This is a genomic window from Candidatus Seribacter sulfatis (assembly GCF_964187635.1).
Lineage (GTDB): Bacteria > Verrucomicrobiota > Verrucomicrobiia > Opitutales > Seribacteraceae > Seribacter > Seribacter sulfatis.
On the sequence record NZ_CAXLMO010000001.1, the window covers coordinates 65,018 to 84,082 of the forward strand.

At 42.5% G+C, this 19,065-nt stretch carries 11 protein-coding genes; 8 read left to right on the forward strand and 3 right to left on the reverse strand.

What is annotated here, in order from left to right; all coding sequences use genetic code 11:
* The first annotated feature begins 28 nt into the window (after positions 1–28).
* A complete protein-coding gene (fbp, locus tag ACKPQ5_RS00245; RefSeq protein ID WP_407677086.1) occupies positions 29–1,018 on the forward strand; it encodes a class 1 fructose-bisphosphatase in 990 nt (329 codons plus the stop codon).
* A 54-nt stretch (positions 1,019–1,072) separates the two neighbouring features.
* On the opposite strand, the gene ACKPQ5_RS00250 is transcribed toward fbp, so the two are convergent.
* A complete protein-coding gene (locus tag ACKPQ5_RS00250; RefSeq protein ID WP_407677076.1) occupies positions 1,073–2,347 on the reverse strand; it encodes a TAXI family TRAP transporter solute-binding subunit in 1,275 nt (424 codons plus the stop codon).
* A gap of 178 nt (positions 2,348–2,525) precedes the next feature.
* Here ACKPQ5_RS00250 and ACKPQ5_RS00255 point away from each other — a divergent pair, with 178 nt between their 5' ends.
* The 7 genes from ACKPQ5_RS00255 (at position 2,526) to ACKPQ5_RS00285 (ending at position 14,940) form a co-directional block, all read left to right on the forward strand.
* On the forward strand, positions 2,526–3,086 hold the full coding sequence (locus ACKPQ5_RS00255; RefSeq protein WP_407677077.1) for a sigma-70 family RNA polymerase sigma factor: 561 nt from the start codon (positions 2,526–2,528) through the stop codon (positions 3,084–3,086).
* Positions 3,087–3,110: 24 nt separating this feature from the next.
* Entirely contained in the window at positions 3,111–4,712 is a 1,602-nt protein-coding gene (locus ACKPQ5_RS00260) for a LamG-like jellyroll fold domain-containing protein (protein ID WP_407677078.1), read from the forward strand.
* A complete protein-coding gene (locus ACKPQ5_RS00265) occupies positions 4,709–5,728 on the forward strand; it encodes an ROK family protein (protein WP_407677079.1) in 1,020 nt (339 codons plus the stop codon). The genes ACKPQ5_RS00260 and ACKPQ5_RS00265 overlap by 4 nt, the downstream gene beginning before the upstream one ends.
* 266 nt (positions 5,729–5,994) lie before the next feature.
* On the forward strand, positions 5,995–9,417 hold the full coding sequence (locus ACKPQ5_RS00270; protein ID WP_407677080.1) for a DUF1553 domain-containing protein: 3,423 nt from the start codon (positions 5,995–5,997) through the stop codon (positions 9,415–9,417).
* Between the two features lie 25 nt (positions 9,418–9,442).
* Positions 9,443–10,891 carry a DUF1501 domain-containing protein gene (locus ACKPQ5_RS00275; protein ID WP_407677081.1) on the forward strand — a complete coding sequence of 483 codons (1,449 nt, stop codon included), beginning with the start codon at positions 9,443–9,445 and terminating at the stop codon, positions 10,889–10,891.
* 77 nt (positions 10,892–10,968) lie between these two features.
* The gene (locus ACKPQ5_RS00280) at positions 10,969–13,596 is read left to right on the forward strand and encodes a PVC-type heme-binding CxxCH protein (RefSeq protein WP_407677082.1); all 2,628 of its coding nucleotides are present in this window, start codon (positions 10,969–10,971) and stop codon (positions 13,594–13,596) included.
* Positions 13,597–13,608: 12 nt separating this feature from the next.
* Positions 13,609–14,940, forward strand: coding sequence for a fibronectin type III domain-containing protein (locus ACKPQ5_RS00285; protein WP_407677083.1), 1,332 nt, complete (start codon positions 13,609–13,611; stop codon positions 14,938–14,940).
* A gap of 1 nt (position 14,941) precedes the next feature.
* Here the strand turns inward: ACKPQ5_RS00285 and ACKPQ5_RS00290 are convergent, their stop codons facing one another.
* Positions 14,942–16,264 carry a DUF1552 domain-containing protein gene (locus tag ACKPQ5_RS00290; protein ID WP_407677084.1) on the reverse strand — a complete coding sequence of 441 codons (1,323 nt, stop codon included), beginning with the start codon at positions 16,262–16,264 and terminating at the stop codon, positions 14,942–14,944.
* A 50-nt stretch (positions 16,265–16,314) separates the two neighbouring features.
* A complete protein-coding gene (locus ACKPQ5_RS00295; RefSeq protein ID WP_407677085.1) occupies positions 16,315–18,756 on the reverse strand; it encodes a DUF1592 domain-containing protein in 2,442 nt (813 codons plus the stop codon).
* Positions 18,757–19,065: the final 309 nt, after the last annotated feature.

The following is a 19,065-nucleotide window of genomic DNA, read 5'->3' on the forward strand; positions in this document are numbered from 1 at the left end:
TCGACTCATGCCTTTAAGTAATTCTTCTATTATCACTGTTCAGCAGCACATTATGCGTGAACAAAAACGTTTTCCCGGTGCATCCGGGGAGTTTTCTTTCCTCCTTTCAGGAATTACTTTAGCCACGAAAATGATTCAGGCTCAGGTGAGGCGTGCGGGATTGACAGATGTGCTTGGTGAACATGGAGATATTAATGTTCAGGGAGAAATTCAGCAAAAATTAGATGTAATTTCCAATGAAGCACTGGTTCATTGCCTTAGTGCTCGGGAGAGTATTGGCGTTTTAGCGTCGGAGGAAAATGAGGAACCGATGCTTGTGCATAAAGGATCTGACGAAGCAAAATATGCTGTGGTTTTTGATCCCCTTGATGGATCTTCTAATATTGATGTTAATGTAAGTGTTGGTACAACTTTTTCTATTTTACGTAAACCTGATGGTGTGGCTATGGATAATCCCGAAAAATGGGTTCTTCAGCCAGGAAGTAAACAGATTGCAGCTGGTTATGTAGTTTATGGATCCTCCACTATTCTAGTTTACAGTGCTGGTCACGGAGTGCATGGATTTACTCTGGATCCTGCCATCGGTGCCTATGTATTGAGCCACGAAAATATGACAATGCCCGAGCAGGGAAAATATTACTCGGTCAATGAGGCTTATCGGGATGGTTTTCCTGCTCGCTATGGCGAGTATATTGATCGTTTGCGCTCCGGAGTACTTGGCGTGAATTATTCTTCCCGTTATATCGGTTCAATGGTTGCTGATTTTCACCGCACATTGCTTAAGGGAGGTGTTTTTCTTTATCCACCAACCAATGAAAATTCGGAAGGGAAACTGCGTTTGCTTTACGAAGCAAACCCGGTTGCCTTACTTGCGGAGCAGGCTGGAGGTATCGCATTGGACGGCGAAAGGCGGGTTATGGATATTGAACCCACCAGCATTCATCAACGCACCCCTCTTGTAGTTGGAAGCCGAGTTGAAATGTCAGATTTTGAACGATTTATTCAATCTAAAGAGTAAGGGTGGGTAACCCTAAAGTTGGGTTACGAAACTTATTCATCAAACAATCGGAATTTAAATCTTTCTTTTACGCAGGGTTTCGTTCATCAGTTGTTGAGCCGTGTGAAGTTGACGCTGAAATATAACAAATGAGTCGTCGGTTGCTAACTCTTCTGCGATTAGCTTTTTTGTGGTTTCCCTTCTGATGTCATGTAATTCTTTAGCAATTTCTTTAGCTCTTTTTTCGTCTACGCTGTCTATTAGTTCTGAGGTAATGGCATCCACTTTTTCGAAGTATTTGTCCAGACTGTCTTTTAAGCGCATCAGAATAATCTGCCGAATGGTTGTTGTTGCACCCCAAGCAATTGCAAGAATTGAGAGAATTAGGCCTATGGTTTCTGACCATTCCTGAAAAAAACTGGGTTCATTTCTGTCGTAATGTAACTCTGCACCTTCATGGATCGGAAATTGAATTTGATTTAAATCTTGAGGAGAGCCCATTTGGGCTAAAAGGGGGTGACTGCGGACGAGTGATGCTTTATTTTCAGCAATAAAATGTGTGAGCCAGAATATATCGTCATTTGATAAATTGTTTTGGCATGCAAGAACGACCCTGGTTCCTATGGTTGGGATTTTATTTTCGGGTAAACCTTTTCCTGGCGAAATGGGGTAAGCTCCGGATGGAATAACCGCTGGATGAATGTAAGGATAGACATATTTAGTATTTTCAGAAATATCTTTTCCTAAAAAAAGCAGTTTATGACCCCCTTCTTCAAGAAATTGTTTAATACTTAAGTTTCCTATCCCAGTAACTGCACATACTGCCTTGGTTTTCCCATTCTTTAGTGCAAGTAAGCCTGATTGAAGACTTTCTTTACGACAGGAAATATCTTTTCTTTTAATTCCCAATTGTTCCAAGGTTGCAAGAGCAAGATTTTCAGTTCCACCACCCTTTGGCCCAATTGAGATCGAACACCCTGATAATTCAGATATACTAGTTGTGTCCTCCTTGACAATGACATGCAAAACTTCTTCATAAAGGGTTGCAATGGAACGAATTTTTTCGTCTCCCTCAATGTCATTTTGTACAAGGCAAAGATCAGCAATCCCGTTACTGACCCTCGTTAAATTTTCCTTACTTCCTGAACTGCTTTGTATTTCTATTACTAGATCATTTTTCTTTTCGATTATTTTTTTTAAGGATAGCGCCACCTCGTTATACTTACTATTGGGTTCACCGCCCGAAATAATCCATTTCTTTTTGGATGGGGTATCCATTAGGAAGTACCCTCCTAATACAATAACTGCTGTAAATAGTACTACAACTGAACTTATTTTAAAAGTTTTCATGTAAGATTATAAAATAAAAAAAGAGAACAGTCTTAATCATTTTTTCGGGAAAGAAAGTTATTGGGTGTCAAAATTAAATTAAATCGTCAGATTTAGGTAATATCCGTTGTGAGAGTATATAATGTTAATTTCATATAATTAAATTGAACTCGTTACAGAAAACCATTCGTTTTTATTGATGACTGATAATTCGCAATCTGACCATGTTTTATTCATGCGTCTACTTTCAAAGCATGAACCATCTGTTCGCGCCTATGTGCGGGCTGGAGTTTTTGCTTATCAGGATGTTACTGAAATCATGCAAGAGGTTAGCATAGTTGCTTGGAACAAATTCGACCAACTTAGTAATCCGGAGGATGGGTTTGGTAAGTGGATGTGCGTGATTGCCCGTTATGAAATTTTGAAGTTTCGACAAACGAAAGCAAGGGACAAAATTGTATTAGATGATAGTGTTGTTGAAAAGTTGCTTAATGAGGGAATCGAGGGCGACTCGGTTAGGAGCAAGTGGATTGAAGCTCTTGATCGTTGTTTGGAAAAACTTCCTGCCCAAAAAAGAAGTCTTATTTTACAAGCCTATGATCCCGCAAATTCGATCAAGGACTTAGCAAAACAGTTACGAAAAACCCCCGATGGGCTTTACCAACTTTTACGACGTATCCGAGTTGGGTTGGCAAGTTGTGTGGAAAAAACGATGGCGAAGGATTCGAAATCATCTTTTAATTTTTCGGCAAATCATTAACCAAAGCGGAGAGTTCACGAGTAAATGAAAAATAACCATAAAGAAATTATTGAAAAATATTTCGTTGGCTCTTTGTCCCAGGATGAGCGGTCAAAGTTAAATGAAATTTTGGATTGTGATATTGAAGCCAGAAATTTCTTTCGGTTAATGGCAACGGTTGAAGAAGGATTGGCAGAAAAATCTGAAGGACCGGTATCTTTAACTCCTAATCAAAATACTCGCCTTCATTTTCTTGTTCGATTTCTGCCTTGGGCGATTTCTGCTGCAGCCGCAGTGATCATATTTTTTTTAGTGAATGAAAGGAAAACCTTTATTAATGAAATCGAGCAAACCGAAGAATTAATTGAACAGCCTTTTGTTGCTACGGTTCTCAATCAAGTAAACTCCAAATTCACTGCTGGTATGACACCTGTTGATTCTCAGTTCAGAATTGGAAGGTATGAACTTGAGAACGGGATCGCACACATTCGATTCTCAAATGGTGCAGATTTATTTATGAGTGGATCCGTTCGTTTTGACATCAAAAGTGATCTTTTGGTTGTCCTTCATCGAGGAAATGTACGCGCGGTAGTCCCTGCAATGGCGAAAGGTTTTACAATTTCCAGTCCAGGAGTTAATTATGTGGATTTGGGGACTGAGTTTGGGTTGTCGGTCGATGGAGAGACTGGAGTTAGCAAATTGCATGTATTTGATGGGCAGGTTAATGCAAGGGACCCAGGGTCCAAATTATTACTTTCTGAAGTTACGGAAGGTCAGACCGTAAAATATGCCAATGGAGTAATTGAACATTTAGAAAAGATGGATACTGAAATTTTTATTGAACCTGGCTCCATTGGTTTTCTTCGTTGGCGTCAAAATTTCAATAAAATTATTTCGGATCCTGATCTAATTGCCTGTTTTTCTTTTGATTCTTTTGAGTCCGAGTCCAGTACTCTTCCAGAAGGTTTGAAAACTGAAAGTAGGGGAAACAAATTAAAAAACTTAAGTAAAAACTCAATCGTTTCTGATGGAATTATTTCAAATGCGCGCTGGGTTACAGGCCGATGGACTGAAAAGAAAGCACTACTTTTTGATCGAAATGAAGATTTTGTGGAGTTGGATATTGCTGGAGAATTTGATGAACTTACCTTTTCTTCTTGGGTCAAGATAGATAGGCGCGACACGACTCTTAGTCCAATATTTAACTCTAATGGCTGGAGCCCTAATAATGTGCATTGGCAAATTTCACGTCTCGGTCATTGCTGGATTGGCATTCATGGTCGAGGAATTGTTGAAACTGACTACAAATATACTACACCGATAAACAAATGGATCAACTTGGTTGCTGTCATTTCATCCAAGCAAATGGAAACGCGATCCTATTTAAACGGTACAGTTATTTCTCTTCATAAATTAAAAAATAAATTCAAATTGGTCCCAGGGAAATCTAGGTTAGGCGGATGGAATCCTGAAGGTGTTAAGGTGGTTACCAATCGAGCATTACGTGGAAGAATGGACGAGTTTTGTATATGGAAGCGAGCATTATCAGAGATCGAGATTCGTGGTCTTTTGGATGGAATGCAGCCGGTAACATTATGGCAGGGGGGGAGTTTTGAGCACCCTAATTTTAAGAATTTAAACAAATGAATCAAGTAACTGAAAATTGGTTTGAAGTCATATCACATAAAAGTGGCTTGTTTGATAATATTGTGGCAGCTGTTGAGTTTAGCAAAGAAACAAATGTTGGCTTGGTACAGAAAGGTGAAATCTTGGTAAGTGAAAAACTTGATATCATTCCGGATGAATCACTCAAGGGGCATTTAGCAAGAGTTATTCATTCTCTAGGTATGCTTTGCAAAAATCATGGGATTAAAATTACAGAATGTATTGGCCTTTGTTTCTGCATGGATGGAATAGTTGACAACCGAAGTATGACCCCCTTGTCGAAATCCAAATATTCTGAGGAGATGCATAATTTCAATTTCAAAGAATGGGCAATGGTAAACACTGGCTTGAAGTTGCGAATGGAAAATATTACACGAGCAGAACTTCTTGGTGAATGGAGTTATGGAGCGGGTAAAGGTTGTGAAAATATTTTACAGTTTTCCATCGGAAATCGAATTGCAACATCGGTCATTATGAATGACGAAGTTTTGGTCGGACGGAATTTTTCACAAGGACTTTTAGGGGGACATGTAATTGTTAAACAAAATGGGCGTAAATGTAATGCACCCTGTAATTCAACGGGCTGTTTGGAAAGCGAAGCTTCGGAAAGGGTTCTTCTTCAATTAGCCAAAGAACATAAATTGTACGAGGAAAGCAGCTTGCGGAATGAAAGTGCAATCGGTTTTCCTGAACTCCGTACGCATATTGAAAATGGGGATGATTGTGCAAAACAAATTCTTGATCATTGTATAGAATATTGGGCACTTGGACTCGTTTCATTAGCTCACCTTTTTGAACCTGAACTTATCATTCTTGGGGGTAAACTTGTTCATGAGGATGATTCAATACTTCAATCTATACGAAGCGTTTTTGACCAAAGGGTCTGGGAGGAAAGAAGAGGTATGAAAATTTCTAAAAGCTCTTTACCCGATGCCGGAAGTTTTAGGGGTGCCTCATATATATTTGAAAACCAAATCAAAGATCGAGTTGCGTCATGAATTGCCCTCAGATGTTTTAATTTATTATTACAGAGTTATACAAGTTTAGAGCTAGAATTTACAATACAAGAGACAAATTAACATGTTAGGATGAACTTTTGTGAAATAAATACTTTCTATATTTCATTATATATTAACGATCCCAAATTTTTAACTATTATAATATGATTTACCCGCAAGGCTTCATCACCCCATTAGTAAACTATGAAAATGTCTTAAGTTGCTCGGTCTAAGATATTGTATATTTTTGACAGACAAGATATCTCATGCGTTTAATTTTATTCCTTACTTTTATACTTCCACTCTCCCTTTTTGCAGAAGAAAGGATTGATTTTAATACTCAAATCAAATCTCTCCTTTCGAATCGTTGTATTGCCTGTCACGGGCCGGATGAGGAAAATCGTGAAGCCGGATTGAGACTTGATACTTTTGACGGTGCAACAAGAGATTTAGACGGATATTCTGCCATCGTGCCCGGTGATCCGAAGGAGAGTGAAATGATCTTCCGGATCAGTTTGCCAGCAGATGACGAGGAGGTCATGCCTCCTAAGGGTAAGGGTAAGCCCATTACCGATCAAGAGGTTGCTTTACTTGAAAAATGGGTCGCACAGGGAGCGGAATACGATAAGCATTGGTCGTACAAAAAACCGCACCGTACTGAAGTACCGAATGGGATACATCCTATCGACCACTTTATTTCCGATCGTCTACAGAAGGAGGGACTTACCTTTAGCCACCAGGCTGATCGAAGAACCCTAGCTCGTCGTGTATCCTTGGATTTGATTGGATTACCACCATCGATCGATGAATTAAATGCTTTTTTGGGAAATAAAAGTGCGGAAGCTTATCAAAATTTTGTCGATGGGCTGATGGTTCGTCCGGAGTTTGGGGAACACTGGGCAAGAATGTGGTTGGATCTTGCACGCTACGCTGATTCGGCCGGGTATGCAGATGATCGTGCCCGTACGATTTGGGCCTTTCGCGATTATGTGATAAAAGCTTTCAACCAAAACTTACCCTTTGACCAGTTTACAATTGAGCAGCTGGCTGGTGACTTACTTTCTGAGCCGACCGAACAGCAAATCATTGCCACCGCCTTTCATAGAAATACCCAGACCAATAACGAAGGGGGAACGAACGATGAGGAATTTCGGAATGTCGCAGTTGTCGACCGAGTAAATACAACCTTTGCCACCTGGATGGGAACAACTATGGCTTGTGCTCAGTGTCATACTCATAAGTATGACCCGATTACCCATAAAGAATATTTTCAGATTTTTGATATTTTTAATCAAACGCAGGATTCCGATAAACGTAACGAACAGCCAACCCATAGTGTTTTTAGTGATACTCAGAAAAAGCAAATTACGAATTTAGAGAATGAAATCAGTCAATTAGAAAACTCACTTAAATCCCCCTACAGAAACACAAAACTAAAGGGGGAACTGTCGTCTTGGGAAAAAACTTTAAGCGACACTAATTGGGAAGTTTTAGTCCCTACTCAAGCCAAGGCGACTTCGGGGGCGAATCTTGACATAGCCGCGGATGGATCTGTTTTAGCTTCTGGAGTAAAGAAAGTAATCGATGATTATCAACTTAGACTACAGACGACCTTAGACAAAATATACGCTCTCCGATTGGAGCTTTTAACGGATGTTTCCTTGAATGAAAAGGGACCGGCTAGAAACCATAATTTGGTTTTGAATGAAATTATTTTGAATTCAATGGGTAGGGGAGGATCTCAAAGTTTGGCCAAGACTGGACAGTTTGTGAGGATTGAATTACCCGGTAAGGATCGTATTCTTCATGTGGCCGAGGTGCAGGCATTTGTCGGGCAGGAGAATGTCGCACTTAAAGGTAATGCAAAACAGAGCACCACTGGTTATGGAGGTTTTGCAAAACTTGCGATTGATGGAAATACAGACGGTGATTTCCATAATTCGAAAAGTGTAACTCACAACGCAAATGGGGATGCGGAAGCGTGGTGGGAGGTTGACTTAAGAAAAGAATATGACCTAACCAAGCTTGTTGTTTGGAATCGTACGGATAGTGGATTACAACCTCGCTTGGATGGCTTTCGTTTACAGGTGCTTAATTCTGATCGTGAGATTGTTTGGGAGAAGACATTTAGCAAAGCACCCAAAAAGGAAACGGCTGAATCTTTGGACGGTGCGCAAGTCGCTCAATTTGTGAAAGCCAGTGCCACTTTTGAACAGGGGAAATTTGAAGCTTTTAAAGCGATCGATGGTGATTTTAAACAAAATTCGGGCTGGGCCATAGCAGGTGGGCAAGGCCGAAACCATTCAGCTGTATTTATTACGGATAAACCTGTTGCAGGCGGGCAAATTGAAATTCGCCTTGTTCAAAATTATCCTAATCATGCGATTGGGAAGTTTCGTATTTCTGTAACCGGTAACTCAAATCCAGCTCCAGCAATTCCAGGAAAAATAAAAAACATTCTCAATATTAATCCTTCAGCCAGAACTTCAATTCAGGAAAAGGAGATCATGAGTTACTTTCTAAAGAATGGAGCAGAAGCCAAAAAAATTACCACTCAAATTGCAACACTTCGCAAAAAGGTTAGCAGGATTAAACCACATACAACGGTACCCGTTCTCAAGGCAGTAGCCGATGCAAATCAAAGAAAGACATTTGTTCATCTACGAGGATCATACCTCAGTCATGGTCCTCTGGTAAAAGCGGGTTTTCCTTCTTCCCTGACTCCAGCCTTGAAGGGCGTCGCCAATCCTACTCGTTTGGATTTAGCAAAATGGATAATCAACGAAAACAACCCACTCACTGCCCGGGTTTCCGCCAACCGGTTTTGGGAAAAGATTTTTGGTGTAGGATTAGTTTCAACCAGTGAGGAATTTGGTTCGCAGGGCGAACTGCCATCCCATCCGCAATTACTGGACTGGCTCGCCACTGAATTTGTTCGAATGGAGTGGGATATGAAAGCGTTTATCAAGTTGCTGGTTACTTCGAAAGCCTATCGACAGTCCTCTCATGTCGCGGATGAAATGGCTGCAAACGATCCTGCGAATCGATTACTTGCCCGAGGCCCCCGAGTTCGGCTTTCAGCGGAGATGGTTCGAGATCAGGCGCTTGCGGTTTCTGGATTGCTAAGCAAAAAAATGTTTGGCCCCCCTGTTCGTCCACCGCAACCCGATATGGGCATCAAAGCCGCATTCGGCGGAGGGATTGATTGGAAGACCAGCGAAGGGGAAGATCGTTTTCGAAGAGGAATATATACCAATTGGCGACGCTCCAACCCTTATCCTTCGATGGCCACTTTTGATGCGCCTAACCGAGAGGTTTGTACGGTCCGTCGTGGCACTACTAATACTCCACTGCAAGCCTTGGTCACCATGAATGACCCGGTATATGTAGAGGCTGCTCAGTCATTGGCCCGAATTATGATCAAGTCTGCTAGTTCTTTGGAAAAACAAATTAGTAATGGCTTTAAAATTTGCCTGTCACGAGAACCCCAAAAGCCAGAACTCGATCGCTTACTTGCATTATTTCACCAAGTCAAAAAGCGTTACCTCAATGACGGTGGACTTGCCACCAAAATGGCCACGGATCCGATTGGCCCTGCTCCCAAAGATTTTAATGTCGTTGACCTGGCCGCACTAACCGTAACTGGCAATGTACTTCTTAATCTCGATGAGATGATGATGAAAAGATAAGCAATACCCTCATAACACTTTATTTATGAATCCCGCATTTGAACAAATTCAACTTAACACTCGTCGCCATTTCTTAAAAAATTGTGGTGTAGGCTTAGGGTCTGGTGCATTGGCTCAACTTCTTTCCCCTGATGCCTTTGGGTTAAAAGCTCCCGAAAACCCATTGCTCCCTCGTAAATCACATTTCAGTTCCAAAGCAAAGAGGGTAATTTATATCCACCTGACTGGTTCTCCACCCCATTTGGATTTATGGGATTATAAACCAGAACTTGTAAAACGTACCGATCAAGAATGCCCAGATGAGTTCATTAAGGGTAAACAATTCGCATTCACTTCAGGTACTCCCAAGTTAATGGGCACACCGCGTACATTTTCTCAGCATGGAAAGTCTGGTATGTGGATGTCAGATGCAATTCCTCATTTGCATCAGCATGCCGATGACCTTTGTGTGATTAAATCCATGCACACCGATCAATTTAATCATGCACCGGCAGAATTATTTGTGCATACTGGTTTCCCTCAACCAGGGCGTCCTTCTTTTGGTGCTTGGACGACTTACGGATTAGGTTCGGAGAATCAGGATCTTCCAGGCTATGTTGTTTTGATATCCAGTGGAACTCAGCCAAATGGTGGAAAGAATTCATTTAGTGCTGGGTTTATTCCTTCAGTCTATCAAGGCGTTCAGTGTCGTTCAAAAGGTGATCCTGTTCTATACGTTTCTAATCCTCCGGGTATGGATCGCAGTCTTAGGCGAGCAAGTTTGGACGCCTTACGGGATTTGAATCAAAAAGCGGCGGAAGATTTTGCTCACCCTGAAACCCTCACGCGCATCGCTCAGTACGAATTAGCTTATCGGATGCAGGCTTCCGTTCCCGATGTGATGGATATTTCCAATGAGTCTCAAAAGACCTTGGACGCCTATGGTGCTGAAGTGGGTGGTGCCAGCCTTGGGAATAATTGTTTACTGGCACGCAGGCTTGCTGAAAAGGGCGTTCGGTTCGTACAGTTGTTTGACTGGGGTTGGGACTATCATGGGACCAATCCAAAGGAGGATATTCGGGATGGCTTGACCCGGAAATGTGCCACAATGGATAAGCCGATATCCGCACTTATTCAGGACTTAAAGGAACGTGGGTTGTTTGATGAGACATTAATTATCATAGGTGGCGAATTTGGTCGCACTCCATTTCGTGAAGGCCGCACTTCAAAAGGTAAAGTATTGGGGCGCGATCACTTCCCGGATTGTTACACCATGATTATGGCCGGAGGAGGAGTAAAAGGTGGTCATGTTCATGGAGAATCGGACGAACTTGGATTCAGTATCACCAAAGATCCGGTACATGTTCACGACCTTCAGGCTACATGGATGCATCTGCTTGGCTTTGATCATGAACAATTGACCTATCGTTTTCAGGGACGCGACTACCGCCTGACCGATGTACACGGTCATGTGGTGAAAGATCTAATTGCATAGACAATTAGTTCGAGCAGCTTTTGCTCTTCAATATTGTTCTAAATAATCTCTTCGATAGCCTTATTTATAATCCCATCATGCATTCTCCCATATCATTTATATTCTTTCTCTTTCCTATTCTGGTCATTTCCGTTTTTGGACAAGTGGTCATCAATGATTTTCGGTTACAAGATCCCGAGCTGGAAGTCACCTTGTGGGCAGAATCTCCGCTTTTGTATAATCCGACAAACATGGATGTGGATGCTGCCGGTCGGATTTGGGTTATGGAGGGAGTAAATTATCGTAGGAGTAGTACCCGAAAAGAGGGCGACCGTGTGGTCGTTTTGGAGGATACCAATTTGGATGGAATAGCGGATAAATCTACTGTTTTTATTCAAGACCCCGAACTGGTCGCACCCATGGGGATCGGGGTGATCGATAATGTGATCTATGTATCCCAGACCCCGCACATTATTAAATACATCGATGTGAACCGAAACTTAGTTTTCGACAAAGGGGACAAAAAAGAAATCTTTCTTACCGGCTTTACTGGTAGTAATCATGATCATTCCACTCACTCAGTAATTGGTGGGCCGGATGGTAAATTATATTTTAACCAAGGAAATTGCGGGGCTAAAATAACCGATGGGGACGGTCGAACTTTTTATATTGGTAGTTTTTACTACAACAAAGGTGGGCCTCAGGTCGGGTGGAATCTAGACCCAACGACTTTCGCAGGAAAAAGAAGTGATGACGGGCATGTTTGGGTGTCCGGTTTTACGGGTCGGATCAATCCTGATGGTACCGGCATGGAGATTGTCGGTCATGGCTATCGAAATAGCTACGAGCAAATTTTCACTTCGTTTGGGGACATGTTCCAAAATGATAATGATGATCCACCAGCCTGTCGGACAAGTTTTGTTCCAGAGGGTGCTTTTTTTGGCTTTTGCTCGGAAGATGGAAAATTTGGATGGTCAGCGGATCGTATTGCTGGCCAAACCACCGCCGAAGCGGAGTGGCGAACTCATTTGCCGGGAAGTTTTCCACCAGGCGATGTTTATGGAAGTGGTTCTCCGACGGGAATCACCTATTATGAGAACGGTTCCTTGCCTAAAAGATATGAAGGTTCTCTCTTCTCCTGCGAACCCGCTAAACGGCAGATTTTTCGTTATGTTCCAAAACCTGATGGGGCAGGGTACAAATTGGAACGGGAAGTTTTTATAAGTCGGCAGGGAAAGGATCGATTATGTGGTGCTTTTTCAGATATTTTAGTAGGGACTGATGGGGTACTTTATATCGCAGATTGGTATGATCCTGTCGTTGGTGGACACGGTGCGGCCGACCGTAAACATATAGGTAAGATTTACCGGATCGCACCCAAGGGATTTAAATCCAGTAAGCAGGTTCCAAAAACGGCAGAAGAGATGCTGGTCAGTCCGGCCCATAATGTCCGGTTTCATGGATTTCAAAAGCTAAAGTCGCAAGGCCAGTCTGCTTTTTCCAAGGTAAAAAAATTACTGAACAGCAAATCCCCATGGTTGGCTAGCCGAGCCATCTGGGTTTTACCTCATCTAGGCAAGGAAGGACATGCTGAATTGGAGAGAGTGGTATCGACGATGGGTTTCAGTGACTTTCGGTATCGTGCTGCGGCATTGCGGAGTGCCTTGCGATATGATCGGGAAAACTTGGGCTTTCAATTAATACAAAATCTCAGAAGGGATGAGTCATCTCATGTCCGGCGTGTTGCCCTGACCCATCTTCGGGATTTCGCCTATGAAAGAAAAAAAGAGGTTTTGCTCGATCTCATTATCGTTGGTTCGCTGGAGGATCGCACTTATTTGGAATCCGTTGGTTTGGCTGTGGATGGATCGGAAGATGAACTATGGTCCGATTATTGTAAACTTCGTGAAATCTCCAGTCCCAAAGACTGGGATAGGCAGGCTCACCTCCTCGCTTGGCGGTTACACGGGGATACTATGATCGAAGACTTGGTTGAGCGAATGCTAATGGATGATTTGTCTGATAAACACCGAATGGAGTTGGTTGCTTCCTTGGCCATGAATCGTTCGAAGCATGCATTCGAGGGAATGAAAAAAGTTTTTATGGAATCCAAAAACGAAGGAGTTAAAGACCTGGCTAAACAGTTTCTTGTAAAAGGAATGGTACATCGTTGGAAAGAGCATCCAGTGCGGGATTTTTTGGTAGCTCAGAAGATTATTGATTCAAAGCCAAAGCCACTCGTTCAAGTACCAGGAGTGAAAAAAGAGGAGGGTGTGCTCAAGGTATCGAATGTGCTTAAGTTAAAGGGAGATATAAAACGCGGAAAGATATCCGCGGCCCGTTGCTACAGTTGTCATCAGTTTGATCAGGTTGGGGTGGAGTTTGGTCCTAACCTGAAAGGGTGGGGGCAAGGTCGGTCGATCGAGGAGATTGCCCGGGCAATCATTCATCCGTCTGCTGGAATCGCGCATGGCTACGAAAGCCAAGAGGTCACGCTTGAACCTAACTGGAAAGAACGCAAAAACTTTTGGAGAATCAATGGTATCATAACTTCCGAGAGTGATCCTTTAACCATTCGTAGTGCTGGTGGTTTAGTCCAAAAGATTCCGAGTCATGAAATTCATTACATTCAACCGGTAAGAAACTCTCTTATGTTATCTGCCCATCAATTAGGCATGTCCGAGCAGGATGTCGCAGATATGGTGGCTTATCTCAAAACTTACTAACTATTCAATCTTATGAAAATTAAAAAGATATTATTTTGCCTCGGTGCAGTCTTTTTGCACGCCCTTTTACCTGTTCTTGCCCACGATTCACACAAGGGTCTTCAACACTGGGAAATACCCAGTGTGGATCCGGATCGTATAGTACTTACTTTTCATGGCGATCCTGCAACCTGTCGTGCCGTAACCTGGCGAACGGATAAGAGCATCACTAAGGCGGTTGCTGAGATTGCGATAGCCGGGGTAAATTCCAAGTTTACTAGTGATGCAGAGGAGGTCGTTGCTACAACGGAACCCTTCGATCTTGGTCAATATAAAAGCAACTCTTCATTGATCGTTCATTATCATAGTGTTCGTTTTCAAGGATTAAAGCCAGACACTCTCTATGCTTATCGGGTGGGCGATGGATCCAAAAATTGGTCGGAATGGATTCAATTTCGTACGGCGAAGTCAACTTACTCTCCCATACAATTTGTATATTTCGGCGATGCTCAAAACGATATCTTGGATCATTGGTCAAGAGTGATTCGCATGGCATACCAAACGGTTCCCCATGCTTCATTCGCGATTCATGCAGGTGATCTTGTAAATAATGCTCATCGTGACCATGAGTGGGCTCAATGGTTTAAGGCTGGTGGATTTATTCATAGTCAATGGACCGCCATTCCTGCTGTAGGGAATCACGAGTTTTCACCTATTGCAAGACTACCGATAGGAAAGAAGAAAGTTTCCATTCAATGGCGTCCTCAATTCACTCTACCTGTGGAAAAAAGTTTAGATCCATCCTTGTATGAAACGGTTTATACCGTGGATTACCAGGATCTTCGAGTTGTTGTACTGAATTCAAACGATAATTTGGAACAACAGACAAAATACCTCGAAGCAAAACTAAAAAACTGCACGGCTAAGTGGAAGATCTTAACTTGTCATCATTCCGTATTTTCTCCGGCTAAAGGTAGAAATTTCCAGTTTGCACGGGACCACTGGAAGCCACTGCTGGATAAGTATAATGTGGATCTTGTGCTTAATGGGCATGACCATACTTATGCCAGGGGACACGTTCCTGTCCGCACAAGTGACAAGGAGGGGAACAGTGAACTTGGGACAGTTTATGTTACTTCCGTTTCGGGTCCTAAGCAATACGGGCTCGATCGTAAACAAATTCAAAGCTATAAAGCCGATGGTTATCGGTCCGATAAAACAGCGGAACAAACGCAGTTTTTTCAGGTAATTACGATTAAGGATAACACCTTAAGTTATGTTGCTTATACAGCCTTGGGAGACGAATATGACCGGGCAACAATAACCAAGGACTTTACGACTGGTAAGAAATTCCTGAAAGATTAATTCAGGAAGCCAAGACCTCTTTCATTTCGCCATTACTGTCTGCAAAAGAATCCGCTTTTGAACCAAGCTGTTTTTGGATGGTGACAAACAAATTGGAAAGCGGAGTATTGTTATCAAATTGGAGATACTGTCCGTGCTCGTATCCCATATTCTTTCCACCGGCGAGGACAAGCGGATAGTTGGTGTTGTTATGGGTTTTACTGTTACTGCTTCCATAGAGAAGACAGGTATTATCGAGCACTGAGCCATTGCCTTCCGGCATTTCAGAAAGGCGATTAAGCAGGTAGGTAAAGCATTTAGTCTGATAGAGATCCCACTTACCCTTATTTTCAGCACCCACTCCTTTCCCTGCTCCATGGGCAAGACCGTGGGCATCCTTCGGGAAACCAAGAAGAGAGGGGAACTTATTGGCGATGGAAATAGCGCCATGCATGCTTGCTAATTGGTAAGTAATAAAACGGGTGGAGTCAGTCTGAAAGGCAAGGGCAATCAGATCCAACATAGTGTAAATTAATTTTTCCGGTGTCTCATTGTCAGCATCCAGGCTTAGTCCTTCGGCATTTACTTTTGGTCTGGGGACATCGAGCCATTGTGCAGAACGTTCCACATCCTGTTCGATTTCACGAACGGAAGTTAGATACTGATCGAGTTTGTCCTGGTCTGTCTTGGCTAACTTGCGGTGCATGGATTTTGCCTCGTCAAGTAGAAGATCAAGATGGCTCCCGGTTCGGGTGAGACCCTTTCTCTGAGCATCAATGGATTCACCACTTAGACCAAAAAGCCTTTCGAAAACGATCGCTGGACGATTGAAGGAAGGAATAGGTTGGCCTGTGTTGGAAAAGGACAGGGTATTGGCTCGGGTGGGCATGCCGGTTCCACCATCAGAGGATAGAGCCAAGCTGGAAAACCGTGTTTCTGATCCGAGACGATGGGTGTGTGCCATGAATTGGTCCAATGAAATAGAGTTTTTCAATCCGTTCGCCTTTAGGCTCATTTCCTCTCCAGTGAGAAAAGTGTCGCCGCTGTCATGTCCCCCTATTCTTTTTACTTTTGGGTGGCAAAGGCCACCCAAGACCGTCACTTGATCACGAAATTTATTGAGTGGCTCTAAGGATTTATTGAAAGTGAAGTTCTTTCCCTCACCTTGGGGAAACCAATTCCAATGACTGAATTCGCTATCCTGATTGGGGAGACTGACTCCGTATGGAAAATAAATGGAGCAAAACCTTTTGGGTGTTTGAGGAGAAGATGAGCCGGCAAATGATTCCATCCAAGGTAAAGCCATACAGATTCCAGATGCCTTGAGCATAGTTCTTCTATTCATCTTTGATTTACCCAATATCTTCATGTCTTTAGGATGTTTTATACATATCTTTAATGCCAACGGAAAGTTTCGCTAAGAACAATATTTTTAAGAAGACCCGATAGACGAAATCTGTTTTTAACGAATTCATTTTTCAACTCATTTACCAAAATTTCATCTTCCAAGGTTAAAGATCTACCTAATGCGTAGGTCAGAACTTTCGAACAGAAGGCATGTGCAAACTGATCTTTCCGATGCGAAAGAATAAATTTTTGTAATTCTTCAACTCCATCCACGGGATGATTCCCAGGTAAGATGGTGTCAGAGGTGATTGGCTTTTTGTGAACAGTTGTTTCTTCTCTTTTGAGTCCGACAGCACTGTATTCTTCCAACGCTATCCCCCATGGGTCCAGTGTTCTGTGGCAATCATTACAGGATTCTTTCTTTCGATGGAACTCAATTTGTTCGTGAAGGCTGAGTTTTTCAAAATCCTTCACGCTTTCTTCGATTCCGGGGACATCCGGTGGTGGTGGTTTGGGTGGGTCGTGGAGGAGCCGTTCGCGAACCCAGACTGCCCGGCGGATTGGATGAGATTCTGCACCGTCTGAGCCGGAAAGATGAATGGAGGCGTGTCCTAGAATACCTCCGGCACGGTTTGTCCCTTTGAGGGAGGTTCTTTCGAACCGTTGAGATTTGGGCCCCTCCACTCCATAATGTTTTGCCAACCGAGCGTTTAGCATAGTGAAATCGGCATCGATTATTTGTGTCATGGGTTCATCTTTTTTGAAAATTTCTTTAAAAAATTCAAGACTCTCAGCCTGCATGTAAGGTTTCAGTCTATTATCAAAATTTTTGTGATATCTCGGGTTAACCGCGACCCGGTCAACTCCGCCCAGATCAAGCCATTGTTTGCTAAATTCTTCGGCAAACCTATTGACCTTCCGATCGTTCATCATCCTTTGGACTTGTGCGGCAAGAACTTTTGGGTCGTGGAGTTTATCTTCGTCGGCCAGTGCCCGAAGTTCAACATCAGGCATAGAAGACCAAATGAAATAGGACAGGCGTGCTGCCAGTTCATGAGTAGAAAGTTTTGAGGGCTTGCTTTCGTTTGGTTTTAGTTCACTCAGGTAGATGAAATTAGTGGATGCGAGGCTGGTGGCGAGGGTCTCTCTGAGAGCATAAATAGACGAGTTCTCATCTCTGCTGATTTTTTTGAAATGCTGAAACCACTTCTCGGCTGTCTGAGAATCAATGGGTTTTCTCCAAGCTTTTGTAAGGAATCTTGATAAGACTAATTTTGCAGTTCGCTCATTATTCAAATCTTCTTCAGGAAGGATAATTTGCTGATGAATTTTTGAAGGCCAGGATGAATAGTCGTTGGCGACAAACTCAACTGATTCAATAATGATTTTAGAAAAGTTTGGATCTTCCGGATAGTAGTTTGTTTTTTTCTTTTTTATCTTCCCTTTCTTATCTTTAGTCTCAGTTATTTTTTCCAATTGTTTGGGAAGAGGATTTCCGTCATCAAGTGAGTTTCTAAAAGTAAGAACTCCATTGATTTTATCATCAGGAACATTGGCCAGAGTCATTGGAAATAGTTTAGCGTACGAGGAAATTTCGTAAGTTTTCGTTTCGTTAGAATCTATTTCTACTTCTGGTAGAGATCCCTGAATGTTCAATGTCAGACCTGATACAAAAAAGCCGTAGGAACCTTCGAGGATAGGAGATGGGTAACCAGGTCTTTTTTCGCTGCGTGCCTTAATTCTAATGGTGAACCTTCCTGATTTAGGAGGTTGTTGAAAATTTCCGTGCCAGTAATTTACCCTTCCTAAGCGATGGTCTGATTTCCCCACATATAATTTGCTGCTAGGACCGCGGATATTTCCCTTGTTCCATTTTACTTCGGAAACTTTGACTGTTGGTTCCTCCTCCTCATTTAAAATTAATTGGAAGGCTTTGCGGGCAGTCTTCAGGTAGTGCTCGATTTGCAGGGAAGACATTCCCAATACTTTTCCGTTGTTTAGAAACCCGTCTGGTGAAAGAGGGTCTCTTGCTAAGCCATCGACATAATCCATTTTAAATCCCAGCAGATCTTCCATAGTATACTGATATTCAGTCCGGTTTAACCTTCTGATAACGGCTTCGCTTTGTTCGCCCTTAATTTCCCGCAAGGCTTTCTCTAGGTTTGAGTCAATCCATTCAGTGATCAGTTTTCGTTCTCCCTCGGAAAGAGGATTTTCCTCCTCGGGAGGCATTTCCCCCAGTTTGATCTGATCCGATGCATCATGCCAGGTCTCGGCGGCAGTCCGGTCTTTTAGAAAGTCGATTGAAAGAGTGTCGAAACGCACATCCCCTTTTTGCTTCTCGGGTCCATGACATTGGATACAATGTTTTTCGAGTGCCGGAAGTACTTGGGCTTGATAACTTACTGAGCTAATCTCCTTTCCCTGAATGGAATGCAGAAAAAACAATGCAGGGAAAAATATCCGATAATATTTAAACAATGATTGCATTCATTACTATCTGAAATTGAAAGCCTTCAATAAAGTATAAAGAAGAAAAAATAAGATTTTTATAAAGCAAGGTTGATAAAAAATATGAAAAAAAAGGGATAAAAGAAGTGATATTTTCTATTAACCTTATATTATTAATACACATGAAGTTTAATCGAAGAGATACGATCAGGCAGTTAGCTCTGGGCGCGGGTGCCGCTTTTTCTGGGGCATTATTCCCCCATTCTGCTTTTGCCTCCGTTTCCGGTTCCGCTCCCAAGCGGGTAATTTTCTTTCTTCAGAACCAAGGATTTGAGCCGGGTACCTGCA